Source organism: Paenibacillus sp. SSG-1, from assembly GCF_002224835.1.
Classification (GTDB): domain Bacteria; phylum Bacillota; class Bacilli; order Paenibacillales; family Paenibacillaceae; genus Paenibacillus_AQ; species Paenibacillus_AQ favisporus.
The window spans coordinates 3550759-3568856 of record NZ_MBRK01000001.1 but is presented as its reverse complement, the minus strand read 5'-3'; the positions used below and the strand labels follow the sequence as shown (position 1 = coordinate 3568856).

General features: G+C 53.8%; 18 protein-coding genes. 12 read left to right on the top strand and 6 right to left on the bottom strand.

Annotation, left to right across the window (positions count from 1 at the left end; all coding sequences use genetic code 11):
* Nucleotides 1-95 precede the first annotated feature (95 nt).
* From BCV73_RS16430 to BCV73_RS16420, 3 genes are all read left to right on the top strand, one after another.
* Complete coding sequence (locus BCV73_RS16430; RefSeq protein WP_218828151.1) at nt 96-1277, top strand: hypothetical protein; 1182 nt, start codon at nt 96-98, stop codon at nt 1275-1277.
* Between the two features lie 312 nt (nt 1278-1589).
* Nucleotides 1590-1994 carry a CBS domain-containing protein gene (locus BCV73_RS16425; RefSeq protein WP_076171166.1) on the top strand — a complete coding sequence of 135 codons (405 nt, stop codon included), beginning with the start codon at nt 1590-1592 and terminating at the stop codon, nt 1992-1994.
* A gap of 44 nt (nt 1995-2038) precedes the next feature.
* On the top strand, nt 2039-2992 hold the full coding sequence (locus tag BCV73_RS16420; RefSeq protein ID WP_089547927.1) for an aminoglycoside phosphotransferase family protein: 954 nt from the start codon (nt 2039-2041) through the stop codon (nt 2990-2992).
* A 99-nt stretch (nt 2993-3091) separates the two neighbouring features.
* On the opposite strand, the gene BCV73_RS16415 is transcribed toward BCV73_RS16420, so the two are convergent.
* Entirely contained in the window at nt 3092-3355 is a 264-nt protein-coding gene (locus BCV73_RS16415; protein ID WP_089547926.1) for a hypothetical protein, read from the bottom strand.
* Nucleotides 3356-3688: 333 nt separating this feature from the next.
* On the opposite strand from BCV73_RS16415, the gene pdxK reads away from it, so the two are divergent.
* On the top strand, nt 3689-4501 hold the full coding sequence (gene pdxK / locus BCV73_RS16410) for a pyridoxine/pyridoxal/pyridoxamine kinase (protein ID WP_089547925.1): 813 nt from the start codon (nt 3689-3691) through the stop codon (nt 4499-4501).
* Nucleotides 4502-4648: 147 nt separating this feature from the next.
* Here the strand turns inward: pdxK and BCV73_RS16405 are convergent, their stop codons facing one another.
* The 5 genes from BCV73_RS16405 to BCV73_RS16385 form a co-directional block, all read right to left on the bottom strand.
* The gene (locus BCV73_RS16405; protein WP_076171759.1) at nt 4649-4945 is read right to left on the bottom strand and encodes a YxcD family protein; all 297 of its coding nucleotides are present in this window, start codon (nt 4943-4945) and stop codon (nt 4649-4651) included.
* A gap of 5 nt (nt 4946-4950) precedes the next feature.
* The gene (locus BCV73_RS16400) at nt 4951-5388 is read right to left on the bottom strand and encodes a hypothetical protein (protein ID WP_076171176.1); all 438 of its coding nucleotides are present in this window, start codon (nt 5386-5388) and stop codon (nt 4951-4953) included.
* A gap of 132 nt (nt 5389-5520) precedes the next feature.
* A complete protein-coding gene (locus BCV73_RS16395; protein ID WP_089547924.1) occupies nt 5521-6087 on the bottom strand; it encodes a PadR family transcriptional regulator in 567 nt (188 codons plus the stop codon).
* Nucleotides 6088-6330: 243 nt separating this feature from the next.
* Nucleotides 6331-6894: a beta-class carbonic anhydrase gene (locus BCV73_RS16390; protein WP_076171181.1), complete on the bottom strand. Its 564-nt coding sequence runs from the start codon at nt 6892-6894 to the stop codon at nt 6331-6333.
* A 48-nt stretch (nt 6895-6942) separates the two neighbouring features.
* On the bottom strand, nt 6943-7266 hold the full coding sequence (locus BCV73_RS16385; protein WP_076171183.1) for an iron-sulfur cluster biosynthesis family protein: 324 nt from the start codon (nt 7264-7266) through the stop codon (nt 6943-6945).
* A gap of 123 nt (nt 7267-7389) precedes the next feature.
* Here BCV73_RS16385 and BCV73_RS16380 point away from each other — a divergent pair, with 123 nt between their 5' ends.
* From BCV73_RS16380 to mutS, 8 genes are all read left to right on the top strand, one after another.
* The gene (locus BCV73_RS16380) at nt 7390-8907 is read left to right on the top strand and encodes a carboxypeptidase M32 (RefSeq protein ID WP_089547923.1); all 1518 of its coding nucleotides are present in this window, start codon (nt 7390-7392) and stop codon (nt 8905-8907) included.
* Nucleotides 8908-9116: 209 nt separating this feature from the next.
* Complete coding sequence (locus tag BCV73_RS16375; protein ID WP_089547922.1) at nt 9117-10127, top strand: ABC transporter substrate-binding protein; 1011 nt, start codon at nt 9117-9119, stop codon at nt 10125-10127.
* Nucleotides 10128-10152: 25 nt separating this feature from the next.
* Nucleotides 10153-10923 (top strand): ABC transporter ATP-binding protein, encoded by a 771-nt coding sequence (locus BCV73_RS16370; protein ID WP_076171190.1) that lies wholly within the window; start codon nt 10153-10155, stop codon nt 10921-10923.
* Between the two features lie 26 nt (nt 10924-10949).
* Complete coding sequence (locus tag BCV73_RS16365; protein ID WP_089547921.1) at nt 10950-11795, top strand: ABC transporter permease; 846 nt, start codon at nt 10950-10952, stop codon at nt 11793-11795.
* Nucleotides 11796-12028: 233 nt separating this feature from the next.
* Entirely contained in the window at nt 12029-13006 is a 978-nt protein-coding gene (locus BCV73_RS16360) for an aromatic acid exporter family protein (protein ID WP_089547920.1), read from the top strand.
* Between the two features lie 265 nt (nt 13007-13271).
* Nucleotides 13272-13832, top strand: coding sequence for an outer spore coat protein CotE (locus BCV73_RS16355; RefSeq protein WP_089547919.1), 561 nt, complete (start codon nt 13272-13274; stop codon nt 13830-13832).
* A gap of 114 nt (nt 13833-13946) precedes the next feature.
* Nucleotides 13947-15206: a putative amidoligase domain-containing protein gene (locus BCV73_RS16350; RefSeq protein ID WP_179232019.1), complete on the top strand. Its 1260-nt coding sequence runs from the start codon at nt 13947-13949 to the stop codon at nt 15204-15206.
* A 63-nt stretch (nt 15207-15269) separates the two neighbouring features.
* Entirely contained in the window at nt 15270-18041 is a 2772-nt protein-coding gene (gene mutS, locus BCV73_RS16345; RefSeq protein WP_089547917.1) for a DNA mismatch repair protein MutS, read from the top strand.
* The last annotated feature ends 57 nt before the right edge of the window (nt 18042-18098 follow it).

Below are 18098 nucleotides of genomic sequence, written 5' to 3'. Positions count from 1 at the left end.
CAGGGGGCGATCCAGCCCTTTTGCCGCTTGTTGGAGAGCGAATCACCGCCCATAATGGAAACGGGTCCCAATTCTGACAAGGAGCTGATGAAATGATGATGACGATCACTAAACGGTCCAGTAAACCATCGAATGTCCGCAAATGGCTGTTAGGTGCAGCTGTTGGCCTATGGGGCATAATCGCCGGCAGCCATGTATTTGCGGAGCCGTCCGCCCAGAACCCACCGGAGATGCTTTCTTACTCAGACTTGAATGTTCATGCTGGTGAGGTTTTTGAGCACGGGACGAATGCGATTTCCTATGCCGGAATTGAAGGGGAACAGGTTGTCGTCCATTCGATCGGCGCCTATGGTCAAATCAAGAAGGAAATCAGCTTTCCCAAACATGAGCTTAAATATATCGCGGAGTTTCATCACACCCAGGATCAGGGGTATATCGCTGGAGGTGGATCACAGATATTAAAGGTAGGAGAAAAAGGGCAAAAGGAGTGGGCTTATACCCTGGAGAAGGCGGACAGTTATATCGTTTCGGTGGATCAACTGAAAAACGGAAAGTATGCGGCTGCAGTGGATACACCTGGAAGCACCTCCAATAGCCATATGCTACATTGGATCGTATTTTCCGAAGCGGGAAAAGCCTTGCATGAAGGAGATCTGGTAGACGTTGCCTTCGAACGGATTCATTCCGTGCAGCACACGTCGGATGGAGGGTTTCTCGTATCCGGCAGTGAGTACCGGGATGGGGAGAAGGGGCATGTGGTGCTGGCCAAATTCGCTCCATCGGGTCAAGTGAAGTGGAAGCAATCGATCGCGGTGGCAGACGATTCCCAGAACGTTGAAGTTTTGTCGCTCGCCGAAGGACATGACGGCAGTATCGTGGCCGCCGGCTATTATAACCATCCGAACCCGAACGATCCGATCCGGTATTTGACTACAGGCTTTGCGCTGTCGGTGGATCGCAGCGGCACGCTGCAATGGACAACGATACTTGATTCTGCGTTTGACCGCAGCATGGTGAACGATATCCAGCTTGCATCAGACGGCGGATTTATCGCGACGGGGAAGGTGAATGAGGATTGGCACGGGACGGTATCCCGACAAGGGATTTGGGGAATCGGTCCTGACGGGAATGCGACTTGGACGAAAGTGATTAACCGTGCCAGCTACAACGCCGGTGAACTCGTACAGCCTTTACAGAATGGGCAGACGCTGCTTATTGGCACTGCGGACGGAGCTTACAAACTAATAAAGCTTGGTGCCGCCGCCCTTCAGAACTAGTGAAATCCGCTGAAGTTTGACGATGTATACGCAAAAAAATGATCAAAACAAAGTGCCCATTCCATGGAGATATCGAAGCCGAATGGGCTTTTTGCTTATGCGGACTCTGTCTGCTTATTAGAGGTGCTCACTTCCCATTTCGAATGTCCGCGGACCGCGGCTTCATTTGTCTTGCGCAGGATCGAAAGTTTTTTCTTTTTTTCGAGTATGCTACACTTACAACAAAGGCACAGAGCGAGCGGCAAATCGCTCCTGTCCACTACAGACGCACTAGCAGCGGCGCAAATTGAATGAGAAGGGAGCTTTTGTTCGATGGAAATATCCGATTTTCTGTTCCCCAAAGACAAAGTGGCTTACATTCATTCTTCTTCCACAATGCAGGAGGCTATGGACAAGCTGGAGCAAAGCCAGTATTCGGCGATCCCCGTCATCGATGAAGAGGGGAAATACGCAGGCACGCTGGCCGAAGGGGATCTATTGTGGAAAATGAAGAATACCCCCGGGCTGAGCTTTCAAAATTTGGATACCGTCAAGGTCCATGAGATTAAGCGCCGGATTAAAAATGAATGCGTTTCAATCCATGCGCATCTGGAAGATATGCTGGAGTTGGCTGCCGACCAAAACTTTGTTCCCGTCGTAGATGAAAACGAGATCTTTATCGGCATCATCCGCCGCAAGGTTATTATAGAGTATTACACGAGTAACATTAGTGATTGATCATTCGGTCAGATCAAGACCGGAACAACGGGTGAATGAATCTTATGAACAAGTTCACTGCCATCCTGAGCAAGTATTACGGACTGGAGCAGGTGGAGGTTCTCCGGCAGAAGGGGGGATGGGCCGCGCTGGCCTATAAGGTGACGGAACCGGAAAGCCGCCGCTCCTACTTTTTGAAGGTATATGAAAAAGACAGATCGTCCACGCCCAAATGGTCCGCGCGGATTGATCAATATGTACCCATCACGAGCTGGCTTGAGCGGACTACAGGGCTGCATGGGAAAATACCTGTTCCGATGATGACGACCCATGGCCATTACCGTTGTGAAGATGATTATGGCATCTATCTCCTTTATGACTATATTGATGGTGAGACCATTGGGGACAAACCGCTAACACACGAACAAATTTGCCAGCTCGCGGCAATTGTAGCCGAGCTGCATAGCTGCGGTAAAGAGCTGCCTGTTCAGTCCGAAAAAATCGTGGAAAATTTCGAGCTGCCGTTTGCATTAAGCTTGAAAAATATCCTGATGACTAAGGGTGCCGGTCTTCCAGGCGATCTATATGATCTGCTGGGGCCATACCTTGAAGCGTTAAACCGGATGATCTTCAATGCTGATGAACTATCAGCCGTGCTAAAACAGAGCCACCTTCCGCTTGCGCTGTGTCATACGGATATCCATCCTTGGAATGTAATGCAGCCTCAAAGCCGCCGTCAACTGATGCTAATTGACTGGGAAGGCCTAAAGCTAGCTCCTGTGGAAGCGGACCTGATGTTTGTGGTTGACCAATCCTACTTTAATGAATTTATGCAGATTTACCGGCAATTTCATCCCGATTTCACGCTGAATGGCAGGACACTGACGTTCTACCAAATCAGAAGGAAGCTGGAGGATGTATGGGAGTTTATTGAACAGCTGTTATTTGACCGTCAATCACCGTCAGAACGAACATCGATCCTTCAGAGTTTAGAGAAAGAACTGCTGGAAATAAAATGATCCAACGATGACTGAAATTTTCATCTTGGATGTTGATATATTCATACACGAGCTGAAAAGAGGAGGAAGCCAACCGGCTTCCTCCTCTTTCATAAAAGATTAATTGCGCTGCAGCAGCAGGTACCCGCTGATATCGGAAGTCATTTTGCGGAATACGATTTTAAATCCTACATCATGATCCTGTAGACAAGCCAATGCAGTGCTGAGCAGCGCATTGGGTCTTAAGTCTTGCCTGCAGGGAGCGGCGCTGCCAATGACGCGAGCAGCGACGATTCTGCGTGCAGAACCGGGAACCAGCGGGTTTCTGGACCAGCTGATCAGTACAAGGTCCGGCTGCCGGACAGCCTTCACACGACGGGGCATAGCGTCTCACCTCTTTTCTAGTAGTTCGCTATATTCAATGCAGTGGAGATAGAAAACGTGCTAGACAGGAACCTCACAAGATAAGGGGATCTCTATCGCTTGCTTATATAAGGATAAAAGCTGCAATAGATTGGCATTGCTTTAAGTTTTCAGGGGTAGGTTCATCAGTTCCATACAGCTATTGTTGAGGGGATGCCAACGATCCGGCTATTTTGAATGCTTTGGGTACATCCTAAAATGGAGGCCGCAGGAATAACGCATTCGACAATTTTCTGGTATAATCAACTCAGTTTCAGAAAATAAGCATTCACGCAGAACAAAGGGGAAATTCACATGCCGAAGATTATGAAGACGTTAACCATTGCCGGCAGCGACTCCAGCGGGGGCGCAGGCATTCAGGCGGATTTGAAAACTTTCGAAGAGTACGGCACTTATGGATTCAGCGCGCTGACCACGATCGTGACTATGGACCCGGACAACGGCTGGCACCATAACGTATATCCGGTGGATTCGGCCTTGGTTGCGGAGCAGCTGAAGACGGTCTTTGCCGGTGGACCGGTGGACGCCATGAAGACAGGCATGCTTGGCAGCGTGGACATCGTCCGCGTAGCAGAGCAGGAGATCAAAAGCAATCAGCAGAAAAACGTGGTCATTGACCCGGTTATGGTCTGCAAAGGCGAAGACGAAGTGCTGAATCCCGAAAGCGCAGAGGCGATTCGCGACCTGCTTCTTCCGCTGGCCACGGTGGTTACGCCCAATCTGTTTGAAGCCGGCGTGCTGTCCGGCCTTGGCAAGCTGACCAGCGTCGAGGACATGAAGGAGGCGGCCCGCAAAATTCACGGCCTTGGCGCCCAAAACGTCGTTGTCAAAGGCGGCAAGGCACTCGGTGGGGACCGTGCGATCGACGTCTTCTTCGACGGCAAGGACTTTACCGTCCTGGAGACGGACAAGATCGAACCGGCCTACAACCACGGTGCCGGCTGTACTTTCGCCGCGGCGATTACGGGCGGACTGGCGAATGGACTATCTGTTGCAGATGCGGTGGCCAAAGCAAAGGATTTTGTGTCGGCGGCCATCCGAAGCGGATACCAGTTCAACGAATACGTGGGACCGGTCTTCCACGGCGGGTATCGTCTGAACCGATAATTTCAATGCCGATGGGCAGCAGGCTGCTTTGGAGCAATGAAGAAAAAGGATGCACATTCCCGGAATGTGCATCCTTTTTTATTTTGTTTTTATGACACCAAAAAGAAGGCCGGGCATCCAAAACGGACACCCAGCCTTCGCTATAAATTAATACGCCTGTTCAACCTCAACATCAACGTGAGCCGTGATTTCTTCATCCAAATCCAGCGTCACCTGCTCGCGGTAAGCCCGAATGTTATATTCGCTGTAGAGGTAACGCAGGATGGCTTCAATCATGTTGGACTCGACCAAATACTGGCTCCGTCCCTGTGCCCAAACCTCTGCGGAATATCCCGTTTCCTCGTCCCAGCTCAGCTCCACCTGCACATCCGTCGGACGGATCTGCTTACGCTCGGCGGTATGAAGACAAATCGCGTTCACGATTTCATCCATGGTCAGAATCAACATGATTAATACCGTCCATCATTCGGATTCGGTCGCTTCCGGTTGCGGTACGCTCGGTATCCGGCCCGGATGAGCGAGAAGAGAACGTAAATGGCCAGCAGGTTGATGATCAATCCGAAGAAATCGCCCATGAATCCCATGTTGCTGAACATGCCGCCGAACAGAAGTCCGGCCAATCCGCCGATCATGAGTCCCTTCATAAAGCTGCCGCCGCTGAAGAAGCCGCGTTTTGCCGTTGTGCCGGCTGTACTCGAGGTGTTGTTGGTCGACTTTTTGACGTTGCTGTTCGGCGTCGACTTGCTCGGCGTGTTCGTGTAGGATCTTGTGCCGGATTTAAATCCACCGCCTGCACGTCTGGCGTCCGCGTTATCCGGTACGGTAACGGCGAAGAAGAACGTAAACGCCAAAGCAATCAGCATCCACTTCTGTAAAGATTTTTTCATGGTTTGAAATATACCTCCCTGAGAATGGTGAAAGCATGTCTATCTCATAATACATTACGTACCAAATATCTTAAGGTTTCAAAATTAATTAAATTAATTTTTGCCGATAAAAGATGAATAATGTCTGATCGTTCAATTTGACGGTTTGACTAAAACCGGAGGCTCTGAATAATCGCATTCTCTCAATATGCCCAGAACCCAATTGCACCATTCCAAACCGGCTGCCGCATTAAAGATGCCTTTCTGGATCAGCAGGTGATCGTAAAACTCCCGGGTACCGAATTTCTTATGTTCCTCCGTCACTTTGCCCTGCATCGATTGGAACGATTCCAGCCGGCGGATGAAGTAAGATTTGCGGGTTTCCACGATATCGATGGCGTTATCCCTGTCGGTCATCCACATGCAGAAGGTTTTCATCGATAATTCGTCGCGGGTCACCGGATCGGGAAGCGGTTTGTACATCCATTCCTTGAGCTTGCGGATGCCGCTGTCCGTAATGGAGTATACCTTCTTATCCGGTTTGTCGCATTGTTTCACCCAATGGGAGCTCAGCAGCTCGTTCTCTTCCATCTGCGCCAGCAGCGGATAGATTTGGCTGTGCTTAGCCTGCCAGAACGGCTGAATCTTGAGCATCACATCATATCCTGATCCGGGTTCCCGTGCAAGGAAAGCTAGTAGTCCATAGGAAAGTGTATTCATTAGCATATCTCCTATACGTGAGATGGTCTTTTCAACCAAAGTGTACACTTAAACTGTATGGTTTTCAACCTGAGCTCATGACTGAAAAGCATGGACCGGAACGGAAAAAGAAAATGATGTTCGTCTAACACTGATAAATCGAGTTTAAAGGAGCCGGTTCGGCGCTGGACCGCTGCCCGCTGTTCACAAAATAGAAAAAACACGGATGATGATCATCCGTGTTTTTGCAAATCCAAGCGTATTCTACTTATCGTAACCGTCGACTACCAGCTCGAGATGGCCTGTTTTCGGATCGATGACCATGCCGTGAACGCTGCAGCCCGGCGGAAGAAGCGGGTGATTTTTGATCAGGCCCACGGTTCCTTTTACGCCTTCCTGTACGTTATCGAATCCACGCAGCCAATCGTTCAGATTGATGCCGGAGTTCTCCAGCGTCGACAGCACCTCATCGGAGATGCCGCGCTCCTTCATATGCTCGATCATGACGTCTGCGTTGAGCGCCGCCATGCCGCAGTCCAGATGCCCGACGACGATGACTTCGTCAGCTTTCAGTTCATACAGAGCGACGAGAACGCTCCGCATGACGCTGCCGAACGGATGCGAGATGATCGCACCGGCGTTTTTGATGAGCTTCACGTCGCCGTTGCGGACGTTCATCGCTTTGGGCAGCAGCTCTACGAGGCGCGTATCCATGCAGGTGACGATAACGAGCTTTTTCTCGGGAAACTTGCCGGTAATGTATTTTTCGTACTCTTTACTTTCTACGAACTGCTGGTTGAACTCCAAAATCTGCGAAACGGTTGTCATAATGAATTGCTCCTTCCATAGTTGGGTAATGATGCATGATGTAAGGCGTCAACGCTTATCCACTAGCCTGATATTTTGACCGTACAGCTGCCCGTCACCGGAAAGCCGGAACGATGGATAGTTTTTTTCGGAGTCAAGGTATAGTTGCTCTTCGAAAAAAACCGCCTGCAGGCGGTGAATAATAAAATGCAGATGATGACTCTGTATTTCCACATCATCGGCTTCTTTGGCGGAAACGATCCAGAGTGCCGGCAGCCCGTTGACGCCGCAGCCGCAGCCTTCGGAATCGTAGGCAAGCCGGATGATGGCTGACTCCGACCCGGCAAGCGACTCGATATGCTTTTTGGCAGTTTCGGTAACTTGGATAACCACGGCGGGTTTCAGGCTCCTTCCCTATGTAAAAAGGATAATAGCGTCTATTAAATATTGATTATACTTTCCAGTAAAAGTATCATCAAGAAGGAAGAAAAAATTCGGCGTGAGGTGAACCTAATTATGGAAAAAGAAGCAAAAGCGACATTGGACTCATTTCTCGGACTGGTCCGCAAAATCAGAGGCTATGACGAGGCCATCGGCTTGATGCACTGGGACTTGCGGACGGGCGCACCTCGTAAAGGAGCAGAGCAGCGTTCCGAGGTGATCGGGATGCTGTCGGCGGAAGATTTCAAACTCCGAATTTCGGATGAAATGGGCTCGTATTTGGAGGCGTTGACCCGTCCTGATACATATGAGGGGCTGGACGATATTTCCAGAAGGATCGTTGACGAGTGTAAAAAAGAATATGACGAGAACAAAAGCATCCCGGCGGAAAAGTTTCAGGAATTTATGGTGCTGTCATCCCATTCCCAGACGATTTGGGAGGAAGCGAAGGCGAAGAGCGACTTTGCCATGCTGGAGCCGAACTTGACGAAGCTCGTGGGCATGCTGAAGGAATTCATCGGATATTGGGGCGTCAAAGGAACGCCATATGACACGCTGCTGGACCGTTATGAGCCGGATATGACGGTTGAGAAGCTGGACCAGGTGTTCAGTAAGCTTCGTGACCGGCTGGTGCCGCTCGTGGAGGCGATTGCGGCATCTCCGAACAAACCGGATACGTCGTTCCTGGACCAGCTGTTTGAGCAGGAGCAGCAGGCGAAGATGAGCCGCTTCATTCTGGGCGAAATGGGGTACGATTTCGAAGCCGGGCGCCTCGATGAGAGCGTACACCCGTTTGCGACCGGCTTGAACCCGGGAGATGTGCGGATTACGACCCATTATTTGCAGGACGACGTGACGAGCGCGCTGTTCAGCTCCCTGCATGAAGGCGGTCATGCCCTCTACGAGCAAAACGTGAGCAAGGAGCTGGCCGGAACGCCGCTCGCCCAAGGAACGTCCATGGGCATTCACGAATCGCAGTCCCGCCTGTGGGAAAATATGATCGGACGCAGCCGCGCCTTCTGGGAACGCTACTATGCCGATCTGCAGCAGCATTTCCCGCAGCAGCTGAAAGACGTGCAGCTGGATGATTTCTACCGGGCCGTCAACCGCGTGGAGAACTCCCTGATCCGGATCGAATCTGATGAGCTGACGTATAACCTGCACATTATTATCCGCTATGAAATCGAGAAGATGCTGTTTAATGAAGGGCTTGAGGTCAAGGACCTGCCTAAGGAATGGAACGAGAAGTACGAGCAGTACCTCGGCATTACGCCGCCAAGCGACAGCCTGGGCGTCCTGCAGGACGTGCACTGGTCCGGCGGGGATTTCGGTTACTTCGCCTCCTATTCGCTCGGCAACATGTATGCTGCGCAAATCATGAACACGCTGCGCAAGGAGATGCCAGAGCTGGATCAGCATATTAAGGAAGGCAATCTGGCACCGATCCGCGAATGGCTGACGGAGAAGATTTACCGCTACGGCAAGAGCCGCAAGCCGTCCGAGATTATTTTGCAGGTGACCGGCGAAGAGCTGAACCCGGACTATTTGGCCGAATACCTCGAAACGAAGTATAAGGAAATTTATCAATTGTAATGCAGCGCAGGAACGCTTGACATCAGATCCAACCATCCAAGCGTAAGCACAGAAGCACCCCTGTCACTTCCGTAAAGAAGCCCCGAGGCTGCTTGAGGAAATGGCGGGGGTATTTTTGTGTTCGTCCGTGGCCATGTTTAACCCTTTGCTGGGCGCATGCATAAGATGGCATATGGCTGGAACGCGAAGAAGGATGGAGGACAATGACAATGAGAAAGAGTAAACGTGGATTCGCCCTGGTGCTTGCGGCGGTTCTCCTTTGCGCAGCCGTGCTGTCCGGTTGCTCCGGAAGCAAGGGTGACGTGAAGGTCAAAATCGGCGAAGTGACGCGCTCGGTATTTTACGCTCCGGGATATGTGGCGCTTGGGAAAGGCTTTTTTAAGGAAGAAGGACTGGATGTGGAGCTGCAGACGATTCCCGGCGGTGATAAGACGATGACGGCGCTGCTCTCGGGTGCCATCGATGTGGCTCTGGTCGGATCCGAGACGTCGATTTACGTATATCAGCAAGGTTCGGACGATCCTGTGATCAACTTCGGTCAGGTGACGCAGACGGACGGCACATTCCTCGTCTCAAGACAGGGTGAAGGAGAGTTGGACTGGAACCAGCTGAAAGGAAAAACCTTCCTCGGGCAGCGCAAGGGCGGCATGCCGCAGATGGCCGGCGAGTTTACGCTGAGAAAGCATGGCATCGATCCGCATCAGGATCTGAACCTGATCCAAAACATCGATTTTGCCAATATTGCTTCGGCGTTTTTGTCCGGAACGGGTGAATACGTGCAGCTGTTTGAGCCGCAGGCCTCGATTTTTGAAAAAGAAGGCAAAGGGCATGTCGTCGCCTCATTCGGAGTGGAGAGCGGACATCTGCCCTATACTGTCTTTATGAGCAAGCAGAGCTATATCAAGAAGAACGGCGAAACGGTTCAGAAATTTACGAACGCGCTCCAGAAAGCCCAAAATTGGGTCCAGCAGCACACCCCAGAGGAGATCGCCGACGTCATTCTTCCTTATTTTAAGGACACCGATAAGGATATCGTTGTCTCGGCGGTCAAACGGTATAAGGATCAGGGAACGTACGCGACAGATCCCGTCGTGGATGAGACGGAGTGGAACAACCTGCTGGACGTCATGAATCAGGCTGGCGAACTGAAAGAGAAGGTGCCTGCCTCCGCCATCGTGGACAACAGTTTTGCCGAAAAGGCCAAATCGTCCGTGAAATAATGGTTATGGAAAGGAGATCGTGCGCATGGAGCCGGTAGTCGAACTTAAAAATTTGACGCATGTATACGTTAACGACCGAGAAGCTTCGCTTGCTGTCGAAGGACTGAATCTGACGGTACATCCCGGAGAGTTCATCAGCCTGGTCGGACCGAGCGGATGCGGAAAAACGACGATTCTGTCCATGATCGCCGGGCTCTTGCATCCGACGAACGGCGAGGTGCTTGTCTATGGGCGGAAGGTGGAGGGGCCTTCCCCGGATGTCGGGTATATGCTGCAGCAGGATTATTTGTTCCCTTGGCGCACAATCCTTCAGAACGCGGCCATCGGGCTTGAGGTAACCGGGCGCCTGCAGCGGGAATCGATGGATCACCTGACGCAGCTGCTTGACGAAATGGGACTGGAAGGAACGGGGAGCCTATACCCGCAGCAGCTGTCGGGTGGGATGAGGCAGCGGGTTGCCTTGGTACGGACGCTGTCGACCGATCCCGGACTGCTGCTGCTCGATGAGCCCTTCTCGGCGCTTGACTATCAGACCAAACTGCAGCTTGAAGATTTAATTGCCGGGACGCTGCGGGAAAAGAACAAGACGGCAATTCTGGTCACGCACGATTTATCCGAGGCCGTGGCCGTCAGCGACCGGGTCGTTCTGCTGGGTAAAAATCCCGGCCGAATCCGCCGTACCTTTGAAGTGCCCGGGCACATCCGGGAGACACAGCCTTTCTATGCCAGAAAGGAGGAAGGTTTCAATGAATTGTTTCACGAAATCTGGCGCGAGATGGAGTCGGAGGAAGACTGACATATGGAAGAAGGGAGGCGGCGCGTATGAACAGTGTGCTTAGATCGGATGAAGTGATCCGGAGGGACCGGGGTTCCAGCCTCGATGCTCTGCATCAAGCTCATTTGCGCCGCCAGCGCAAGCTGCGGGCACAGGTCCTGTCCGTTCAGATGGCCATTCTGGTGCTGTTCTTTGCCTTGTGGGAAGTCGCCGGACGTTTGAAATGGATCGACGTGCTGCTGTTCAGCTATCCGAGCAAGGTGTTCGCGCAAATTTGGAAGGATGCGGTCAGCGGAGAGCTGTGGGGACATTTAGGCGTGACGGTGGGCGAGACGGTCGTCGGATTTTTGCTGGGAACGATCGTGGGGACGCTGCTTGCTGTCTTAATCTGGTGGTCGCCGTTTCTTTCAAAGGTGCTGGATCCGTATATGGTCGTGTTCAACAGCATGCCGAAGGTGGCGCTCGGTCCGATCTTCATCGTGATGTTCGGCGCAGGCTTTATGGCCATCACCATTACGACGCTGTCGATTACCGTCATTGTGACAACGCTGGTCGTTTATAACGCATTCAAGGAAGTGGACCCAAACCTGGTCAAGGTCGTCCGCACGTTTGGCGGAACCCGGAGGCAGATATTCAACCAGGTCATCCTCCCGGCGTCGTTTCCGACCATCATTTCCACGCTGAAGGTCAATGTGGGCATGGCGTGGGTCGGCGTGATCGTCGGCGAGTTTCTTGTCGCAAAAATAGGTCTCGGTTATTTGATCATTTACGGATTCCAGGTGTTCAACTTTACGCTGGTACTTGCCAGCCTGATTATCATCGCGGTCGTCGCCACGGCTATGTACCAGCTGGTCGTTTATATTGAAAGAAAGCTGCTTGCGCATCGGCAGTAGGGAGCAGCCTGGAAGGGCCGGGACTGCGGAGACGGGAAAGAGAAGATAGGTGCGGATATACTTGCTGTACTTGCTGTGGCATAGAGCCTTTGCCCTTTCCCGGACCGCAGCCTCACCGGCTTTTGATTAACATTGAATGTATTTCTGAAAATTTCATATCCATGTCACGTTGTGTGAAGCATCAAAATCAAGTACCATGAAATACGTCAACATGTATAGAGAGAGGCGGTTTCATGGGTTTTCGTATTATTAAAACGGCTATTGCGACGCTGATGGCCATTCTGGTCTCGGATGCCTGCGGCGTGACGGGACCGCTGTCGGCGGGGATCCTGGCCGTGCTCGGGGTCGATGTGACGCGAAAAAGGAGCCTGAAGACGGTATCCGCACGTTTTTTCGCCTCGCTGCTTGGACTGTTCTTTGCCTGCATTTTATTTGAACTGCTTGGTTTCCATTACTGGGTGCTCGCGATATATATTCTGATCGCCTTTCCGGCCATCACCCGGGCGAACTTCAAGGAAGGCATCGTTACGAGCTCGGTCGTCGTGTTCCGGGTTTTTGGCAGTGCGGAAGTCAGCACGGATGTCATCGTGACGCAAGTTGAGCTGCTCGTGATCGGGCTTGGCTCGGCCATGCTCGTCAACATGGTGTACATGCCCCCGGCTTCTGAGCAAATGACGTCGATCCGCAGGCGGGTGGATGAGCAGTTTTCAAAAATATTCAGACAGATCGCACTAACCCTTCGCGACCCTTCCTACGTATGGGACGGGCATGAACTCATCGCCGCGGGAAAAGCGATTCAGAGCGGCAAGGAAGCCGCGAGCCGGGAGATGGAAAACCAAGTGCTGCACCCTGACGAGTCGTGGACCATCTATTTTTATATGAGAAAAGAGCAGCTCGAGTCGATCCAAAATATGCTGCAGCTCATTTCCCACGTCTATCAGAAGCTCCCGCAGGCGGATGACGTAGCCGAGCTGTTCGAACAGCTCAGCCGGGACGTAACGGAGGAAAACTACACGGGACGCACGGAGAAGCTGCTGGTCGCCCTCGAGAAGGAGTTTAAAGAAATGGAGCTTCCGGCGACGCGGGAGGAGTTTGAAGTCAGATCGGCCATTTTGCAGCTGATTCGTGAGCTGGGACAATATTTGAAAATCGCGAAAAAAAATAAGACGCCGGCACCAGGAAAGTTGCGAAAACCCTCTGCCGGGTCCTGAAAACGCAAAGAAACCCCTTGGCAGCTGCCAAGGGGTTTTTATACAATGAAAGCCGCATAAAGTAGAGTGACGAAAAGTTTCAGACTAGATTATAAGGGCCGTAAAATGCAGGCCAGCCAAGGTATTTCGGCGCTCGCGTCATAGCATTATTCCTATTCTAGCCGGGCGATCACAATAATATTTCATTCATTTATGCTCGTTTAATCAACAAATGCCTATGTCCTGCATACACTTAAGTGAATGATTGTATGGAGGAGGTTCAAAGATGTCATTAAGCGATAAACATCAATGTAGAGAGATCATCACGAAAGCGATCTGCGGCAAGGGTCGTAAGTTCTCTACCGTAACACATACCGTGACTCCGCCTCATAATCCTACCAGTATTTTGGGGGCATGGATTATAAACCATCAGTACGAAGCGGTTGCCGCAGGCGACGGAATTGAAGTTATTGGTACTTACGATTGCAACATCTGGTATTCCTACGACAAAAACTCCCAAACTGACGTTGCCAAAGAAACGGTATCTTATGTAGAATTCGTACCGCTGTCTTACCTGGATCCGAAACACCGGGCTTCAACCGTCGAAGTCTCTGCGGAGGCCACGCAGGAGCCGAGCTGCGTTGAAGCCAGTGTCTCTTCGGGAGGCGGCAATGTCATCATCCGCGTGGAGCGGGAATTTGCGGTCGAGCTCGTCGCCGAGACCAAGGTGCGTGTTTTGGTGTGCAGCCGCGGCCATGGCGACTATGACGACAAAGAATTCGAGTTCGATGGCGACGATGGGGACTATGAGGATCTCGATCCCGATTCCCTTGATGATGAACTGTAATTCGTAGAGCAAGGAAAAGAGGTATGATGTACTATATGCCGGGAGAGCGGCGGCGAAGAGGGCGGATGCCCTCCTTTTTTTATTTTATTTTCAGCGGGTGAGGGGGGGATGAGGGTGACAGAGGAGGAAAAAGAAGCCCGGTATGCCGGCTGGCCCGACCGGGTCAAGCATGCCCGTCTGGTCCGTTCCGGCATCAGCTCCCTCCTGCTGCCGGAAGAGGACGCGGCTGCCCGGGAGTCCGCCCGATACCGGCGAAGATACGCCGTTAACGTCACTTGCCTGCAAGCCGTTGACTTGAAGCGCGTCGAGGGAAGCGCAGACGGCTTGCGTGTTCCCGTCGGTTCGGCCCACGCGGGTGAGGCACCGCTCATCGGGCTGTATGCCCGCCTGGAGAAGGCGGCGGTGCGGGCCCTTTATACGCTTGGTCTCGACTCGGGCGAAGTCGTGCTGGCTTCCTCCGGAGAGCGGAAGTTCGGCGTTGAGCGTGTCACGCCTTCCTCCGGAATCAAAGATCCGCGCATCAAGGCGCGTTATGACCGGGCGGAGACGGAGCTTGCCCGCCGGCTGCGGCGGGAAGAGGAGGAAGGGATCCGCCTCGTGATGGGCATGGATCCGGAGTTTGTGCTTGTGGATGCGGGCAGCAACGAGATGGTTCCCGCATCCCGGTTTTTGGACCGGGAGGGGGAGGTCGGCTGCGACGCCGTTCACGGCGAGGGCTTTACGACCTTCCCAATCGCCGAGCTTCGCCCGGATCCAAGCGGGGACCCCACCGGTCTGCTCAAGCGCCTGATGTTCACGATGCAGGCCGCCGGCCGGATGATCGGGGACCGGTCGCTCATCTGGCAGGCGGGGGGCATGCCCAGACCCGGTTTGCCGCTGGGCGGGCATCTGCATTTCAGCGGCATTGTGCTTACCCCGGAGCTGCTGCGGGCGCTGGATAACTACTTGACGCTGCCCGTCTCACTGCTCGAAGACGAGAACAGCCGGGCGCGGCGGCCCAAATACGGCTATTTGGGCGACTTTCGCCGCCAGCCGCACGGCGGCTTCGAATACCGCACACTGCCGAGCTTTCTTGTGTCTCCCCTGCTGGCCAAAGGGGTGGTGTACCTCTCCTATTTGATCGTCAGTCATTACAGAGCGCTGAAGATGCGGCCGCTGGACGCGAGCGAGCGGGTGCACCGGGCGTATTACCGGGGTGACCGCGAGGTGCTGAAGCCAGCTGTTCGGCCGCTGCTCGGTGAGATCCGGCAGCTGCCGGATTACGGCAATTACGCCGGCTCTATCGAACCGCTCCTGGCGCATATCGAGCGGGGAACAACGTGGAACGAGAGCAGGGATATCCGGCCGCTGTGGAACATTCCGGTCGAACCTTGATTCCCGCCCACTTACTTTCTGTTATAATAGGGCGTGAGCACAAGTGAAGTCTGGAGGTACCTCATGGCCAAGTATACGCCAATGATTGAACAATATTTGGAAATCAAGCAGCAAGCCCAGGATGCGTTTTTGTTTTTCCGCCTGGGCGATTTTTACGAAATGTTTTTCGAGGACGCCTTAAAGGCCTCCCGGGAACTGGAAATTACGTTAACCGGCCGGGAAGGCGGCGGGGACGAAAAAATCCCGATGTGCGGGGTTCCCTACCATTCGGCTGAGAGTTACATACAGCGGCTGATCGAGAAGGGCTACAAAGTAGCCATTTGCGAGCAGCTGGAGGACCCGGCGGTGACCAAAGGCATGGTCAAGCGCGGCATCGTCCGCGTCGTGACGCCGGGGACGATCATGGAAGGCAAAAACGTAGCCGACAAATCCAACAACTATTTGGTATGCGTGACCGAGACCGACCGCATGATGTCGCTGGCGGCCTGCGATCTGACGACAGGCGAGCTGTACGTGACTTCCATGCCCGCATCCGTGGAGTGGCTGCGCGACGAAATCGGCATCTACGAACCGGCGGAAGTGATCGGCGACCCGAAGATGCTGGATCTGATCAAGGCGGAACAGCTCCAGTGGAGCCGGCCGGTCGTCTACACGTCATGGGAGAAAAGGGAGGAGCAGACGGTCCGCGCGCAGTTCGGCGAATCGGCCTGGGCCCGGCTCGATCCGGAGCGGCAGGCATGTGTGGCCGTGCTTATTTCATACCTGAGCGAGACGCAGCGGCGTTCGCTCGGCCAGCTGACGCAAATTTCGCCCTATGAACCCGGCCATTACATGATTCTCGATCCGTTCACGCGGCGAAACCTGGAGCTCGTCGAGACGGTGCGCGACCGATCCAAGAAAGGGTCGCTGCTCTGGCTGCTGGACCGGACCGAAACGTCGATGGGGGCCCGGCTGCTGCGCAGATGGATTGACAAGCCTCTTCTGCACCGCGGGCCGATCGAAGAGCGCCTGGAAGCCGTGGAGCATCTCTACAACCAGTTTATCCTGCGGGAAGACCTGCGGGCTGCGCTGAAAGACATTTACGATCTGGAGCGGCTGGTCGCAAGAATCGCTTTCGGCAATGCGAACGGGCGGGACCTGAACGCCCTCAAGCTGTCGCTGGCGCAAATTCCTTCCTTGAAGGAGCTGTGCGCGTCGTCAGCGTCTTCCACCCTGCGGAAGCTGGCGGCGGAGATGGACGAATGCCGCGATCTTTATGAAGCGATCGACGCGGCGATCGTCGACGATCCGCCCGTATCTGTGAGGGACGGCGGCTTGATCAAGCCGGGCTATCACGATCATCTGGACGAGCTCAGAGAAGCCAGCGTGAACGGCAAACGCTGGATCGCCGAGCTTGAGGCCAAGGAGCGTGAAGCGACGGGCATCCGCTCGCTGAAGGTCGGATTCAACAAAGTGTTCGGGTATTACATTGAAGTGACCAAATCGAATCTGGGCACCCTCCCGGAAGGCCGGTACGAACGGAAGCAGACGCTGGCCAATGCCGAGCGGTTCGTAACGCCGGAATTGAAGGAGAAAGAGGGGCTTATTCTCGAAGCCCAGGACAAAATGGTGGACCTCGAATATTCCCTCTTCAGCGGACTAAGGGACCGGCTGAGCGCGGAAATCCCACGGCTGCAGGCACTCGCCGAGAAGGTCGCCGTCACCGACGTCTATCAGTCGCTGGCAGCCGTCAGCGCGGAGCAGGGCTTTGTGAAGCCCAAGCTGACCGAAGGTTATGACCTGGTCGTAGAGAACGGGCGCCATCCTGTGGTCGAGGCGGTGATGAAGGACGCCTCCTTCATTGCCAACGGGACCCGTCTGACCCGGGAGGAAGCGGCGATTTTGCTCATTACCGGGCCGAATATGGCAGGAAAGAGTACGTATATGCGGCAGGTGGCGCTGATCTCGATCATGGCGCAAATCGGGTGTTTCGTGCCGGCCAAGGCGGCGGAAATTCCGCTCGTGGACCGGATCTTTACCCGAATCGGAGCGGCGGATGATCTGATCGGCGGCCAGAGCACGTTCATGGTGGAAATGGCCGACATTCAGGTCATGACCGAAAAAGCGACGCCGCGCAGCTTGATCATTATCGACGAGCTGGGCCGGGGAACGTCGACCAGCGAAGGCATGGCCATCGCCCAGGCGGTGATCGAATATGTCCATGATACGATCGGCTGCAAGGCGCTCGTATCGACCCATTTTCACGAGCTTGCGCATTTGGAGGACAGCCTGCAGAGCCTGCGCAATTACTCCATGGCGGTGCAGGAGAGCGGCGACAAGGTTCACTTCCTGCGGAAGCTGATCGCCGGGCCTGCCGGCAGCAGCTACGGCATATACTGCGCCCGGCTGGCCGGGCTGCCGTCGTCCATTATTGGACGGGCATACACGCTGCTGCAGGGCCTTGAGGAAAGCGCGGCCCAGACCGCTGCGGCCGCAGAAGCGACCAAGGCTGAACCGCCGGTACAGCTCAGGGAGCGGGCGGATGCTGGCGAATGGGAACGTTCGCTGACGGATGCGGAAGCAGGGCATGCCGAACCGGCCGTCGGAGCTTCCGTTCAGGAGACGGCTTCAGGCCGGGGAGAGTCAAGCGTTGCGGAAGTCGTACAGCTCTCGATATTCGGGGATGAGGAGCTGGAGCCGGTGAAGCGAAGCGCTGCCGCTCCTGAACCGCAGCCGGTTCATCCAGCGGTAACGCAAATCCTGGAATCGGTGAAGAGCGCCGACGTCATGAACATGACGCCTCTGCAGGCCATGCAGCTGCTGAACGAGCTGAAAATGAAGGCAAAGGATCTGTAAACAAGTGGGACAAGGCCGATTGTCCGTTCATATCTTTTTTTGAAATGGGGGAACGGT

Excerpts from the sequence above, each read along its gene's own strand:
- BCV73_RS16430 (WP_218828151.1), top strand. The coding sequence starts at position 96 with ATGATGACGATCACTAAACGGTCCAGTAAACCATCGAATGTCCGCAAA.
- BCV73_RS16425 (WP_076171166.1), top strand. The coding sequence starts at position 1,590 with ATGGAAATATCCGATTTTCTGTTCCCCAAAGACAAAGTGGCTTACATT.
- BCV73_RS16420 (WP_089547927.1), top strand. The coding sequence starts at position 2,039 with ATGAACAAGTTCACTGCCATCCTGAGCAAGTATTACGGACTGGAGCAG.
- BCV73_RS16415 (WP_089547926.1), bottom strand. The coding sequence starts at position 3,355 with ATGCCCCGTCGTGTGAAGGCTGTCCGGCAGCCGGACCTTGTACTGATC.
- pdxK (WP_089547925.1), top strand. The coding sequence starts at position 3,689 with ATGCCGAAGATTATGAAGACGTTAACCATTGCCGGCAGCGACTCCAGC.
- BCV73_RS16400 (WP_076171176.1), bottom strand. The coding sequence starts at position 5,388 with ATGAAAAAATCTTTACAGAAGTGGATGCTGATTGCTTTGGCGTTTACG.
- BCV73_RS16395 (WP_089547924.1), bottom strand. The coding sequence starts at position 6,087 with ATGAATACACTTTCCTATGGACTACTAGCTTTCCTTGCACGGGAACCC.
- BCV73_RS16390 (WP_076171181.1), bottom strand. The coding sequence starts at position 6,894 with ATGACAACCGTTTCGCAGATTTTGGAGTTCAACCAGCAGTTCGTAGAA.
- BCV73_RS16380 (WP_089547923.1), top strand. The coding sequence starts at position 7,390 with ATGGAAAAAGAAGCAAAAGCGACATTGGACTCATTTCTCGGACTGGTC.
- BCV73_RS16375 (WP_089547922.1), top strand. The coding sequence starts at position 9,117 with ATGAGAAAGAGTAAACGTGGATTCGCCCTGGTGCTTGCGGCGGTTCTC.
- BCV73_RS16370 (WP_076171190.1), top strand. The coding sequence starts at position 10,153 with ATGGAGCCGGTAGTCGAACTTAAAAATTTGACGCATGTATACGTTAAC.
- BCV73_RS16365 (WP_089547921.1), top strand. The coding sequence starts at position 10,950 with ATGAACAGTGTGCTTAGATCGGATGAAGTGATCCGGAGGGACCGGGGT.
- BCV73_RS16360 (WP_089547920.1), top strand. The coding sequence starts at position 12,029 with ATGGGTTTTCGTATTATTAAAACGGCTATTGCGACGCTGATGGCCATT.
- BCV73_RS16355 (WP_089547919.1), top strand. The coding sequence starts at position 13,272 with ATGTCATTAAGCGATAAACATCAATGTAGAGAGATCATCACGAAAGCG.
- mutS (WP_089547917.1), top strand. The coding sequence starts at position 15,270 with ATGGCCAAGTATACGCCAATGATTGAACAATATTTGGAAATCAAGCAG.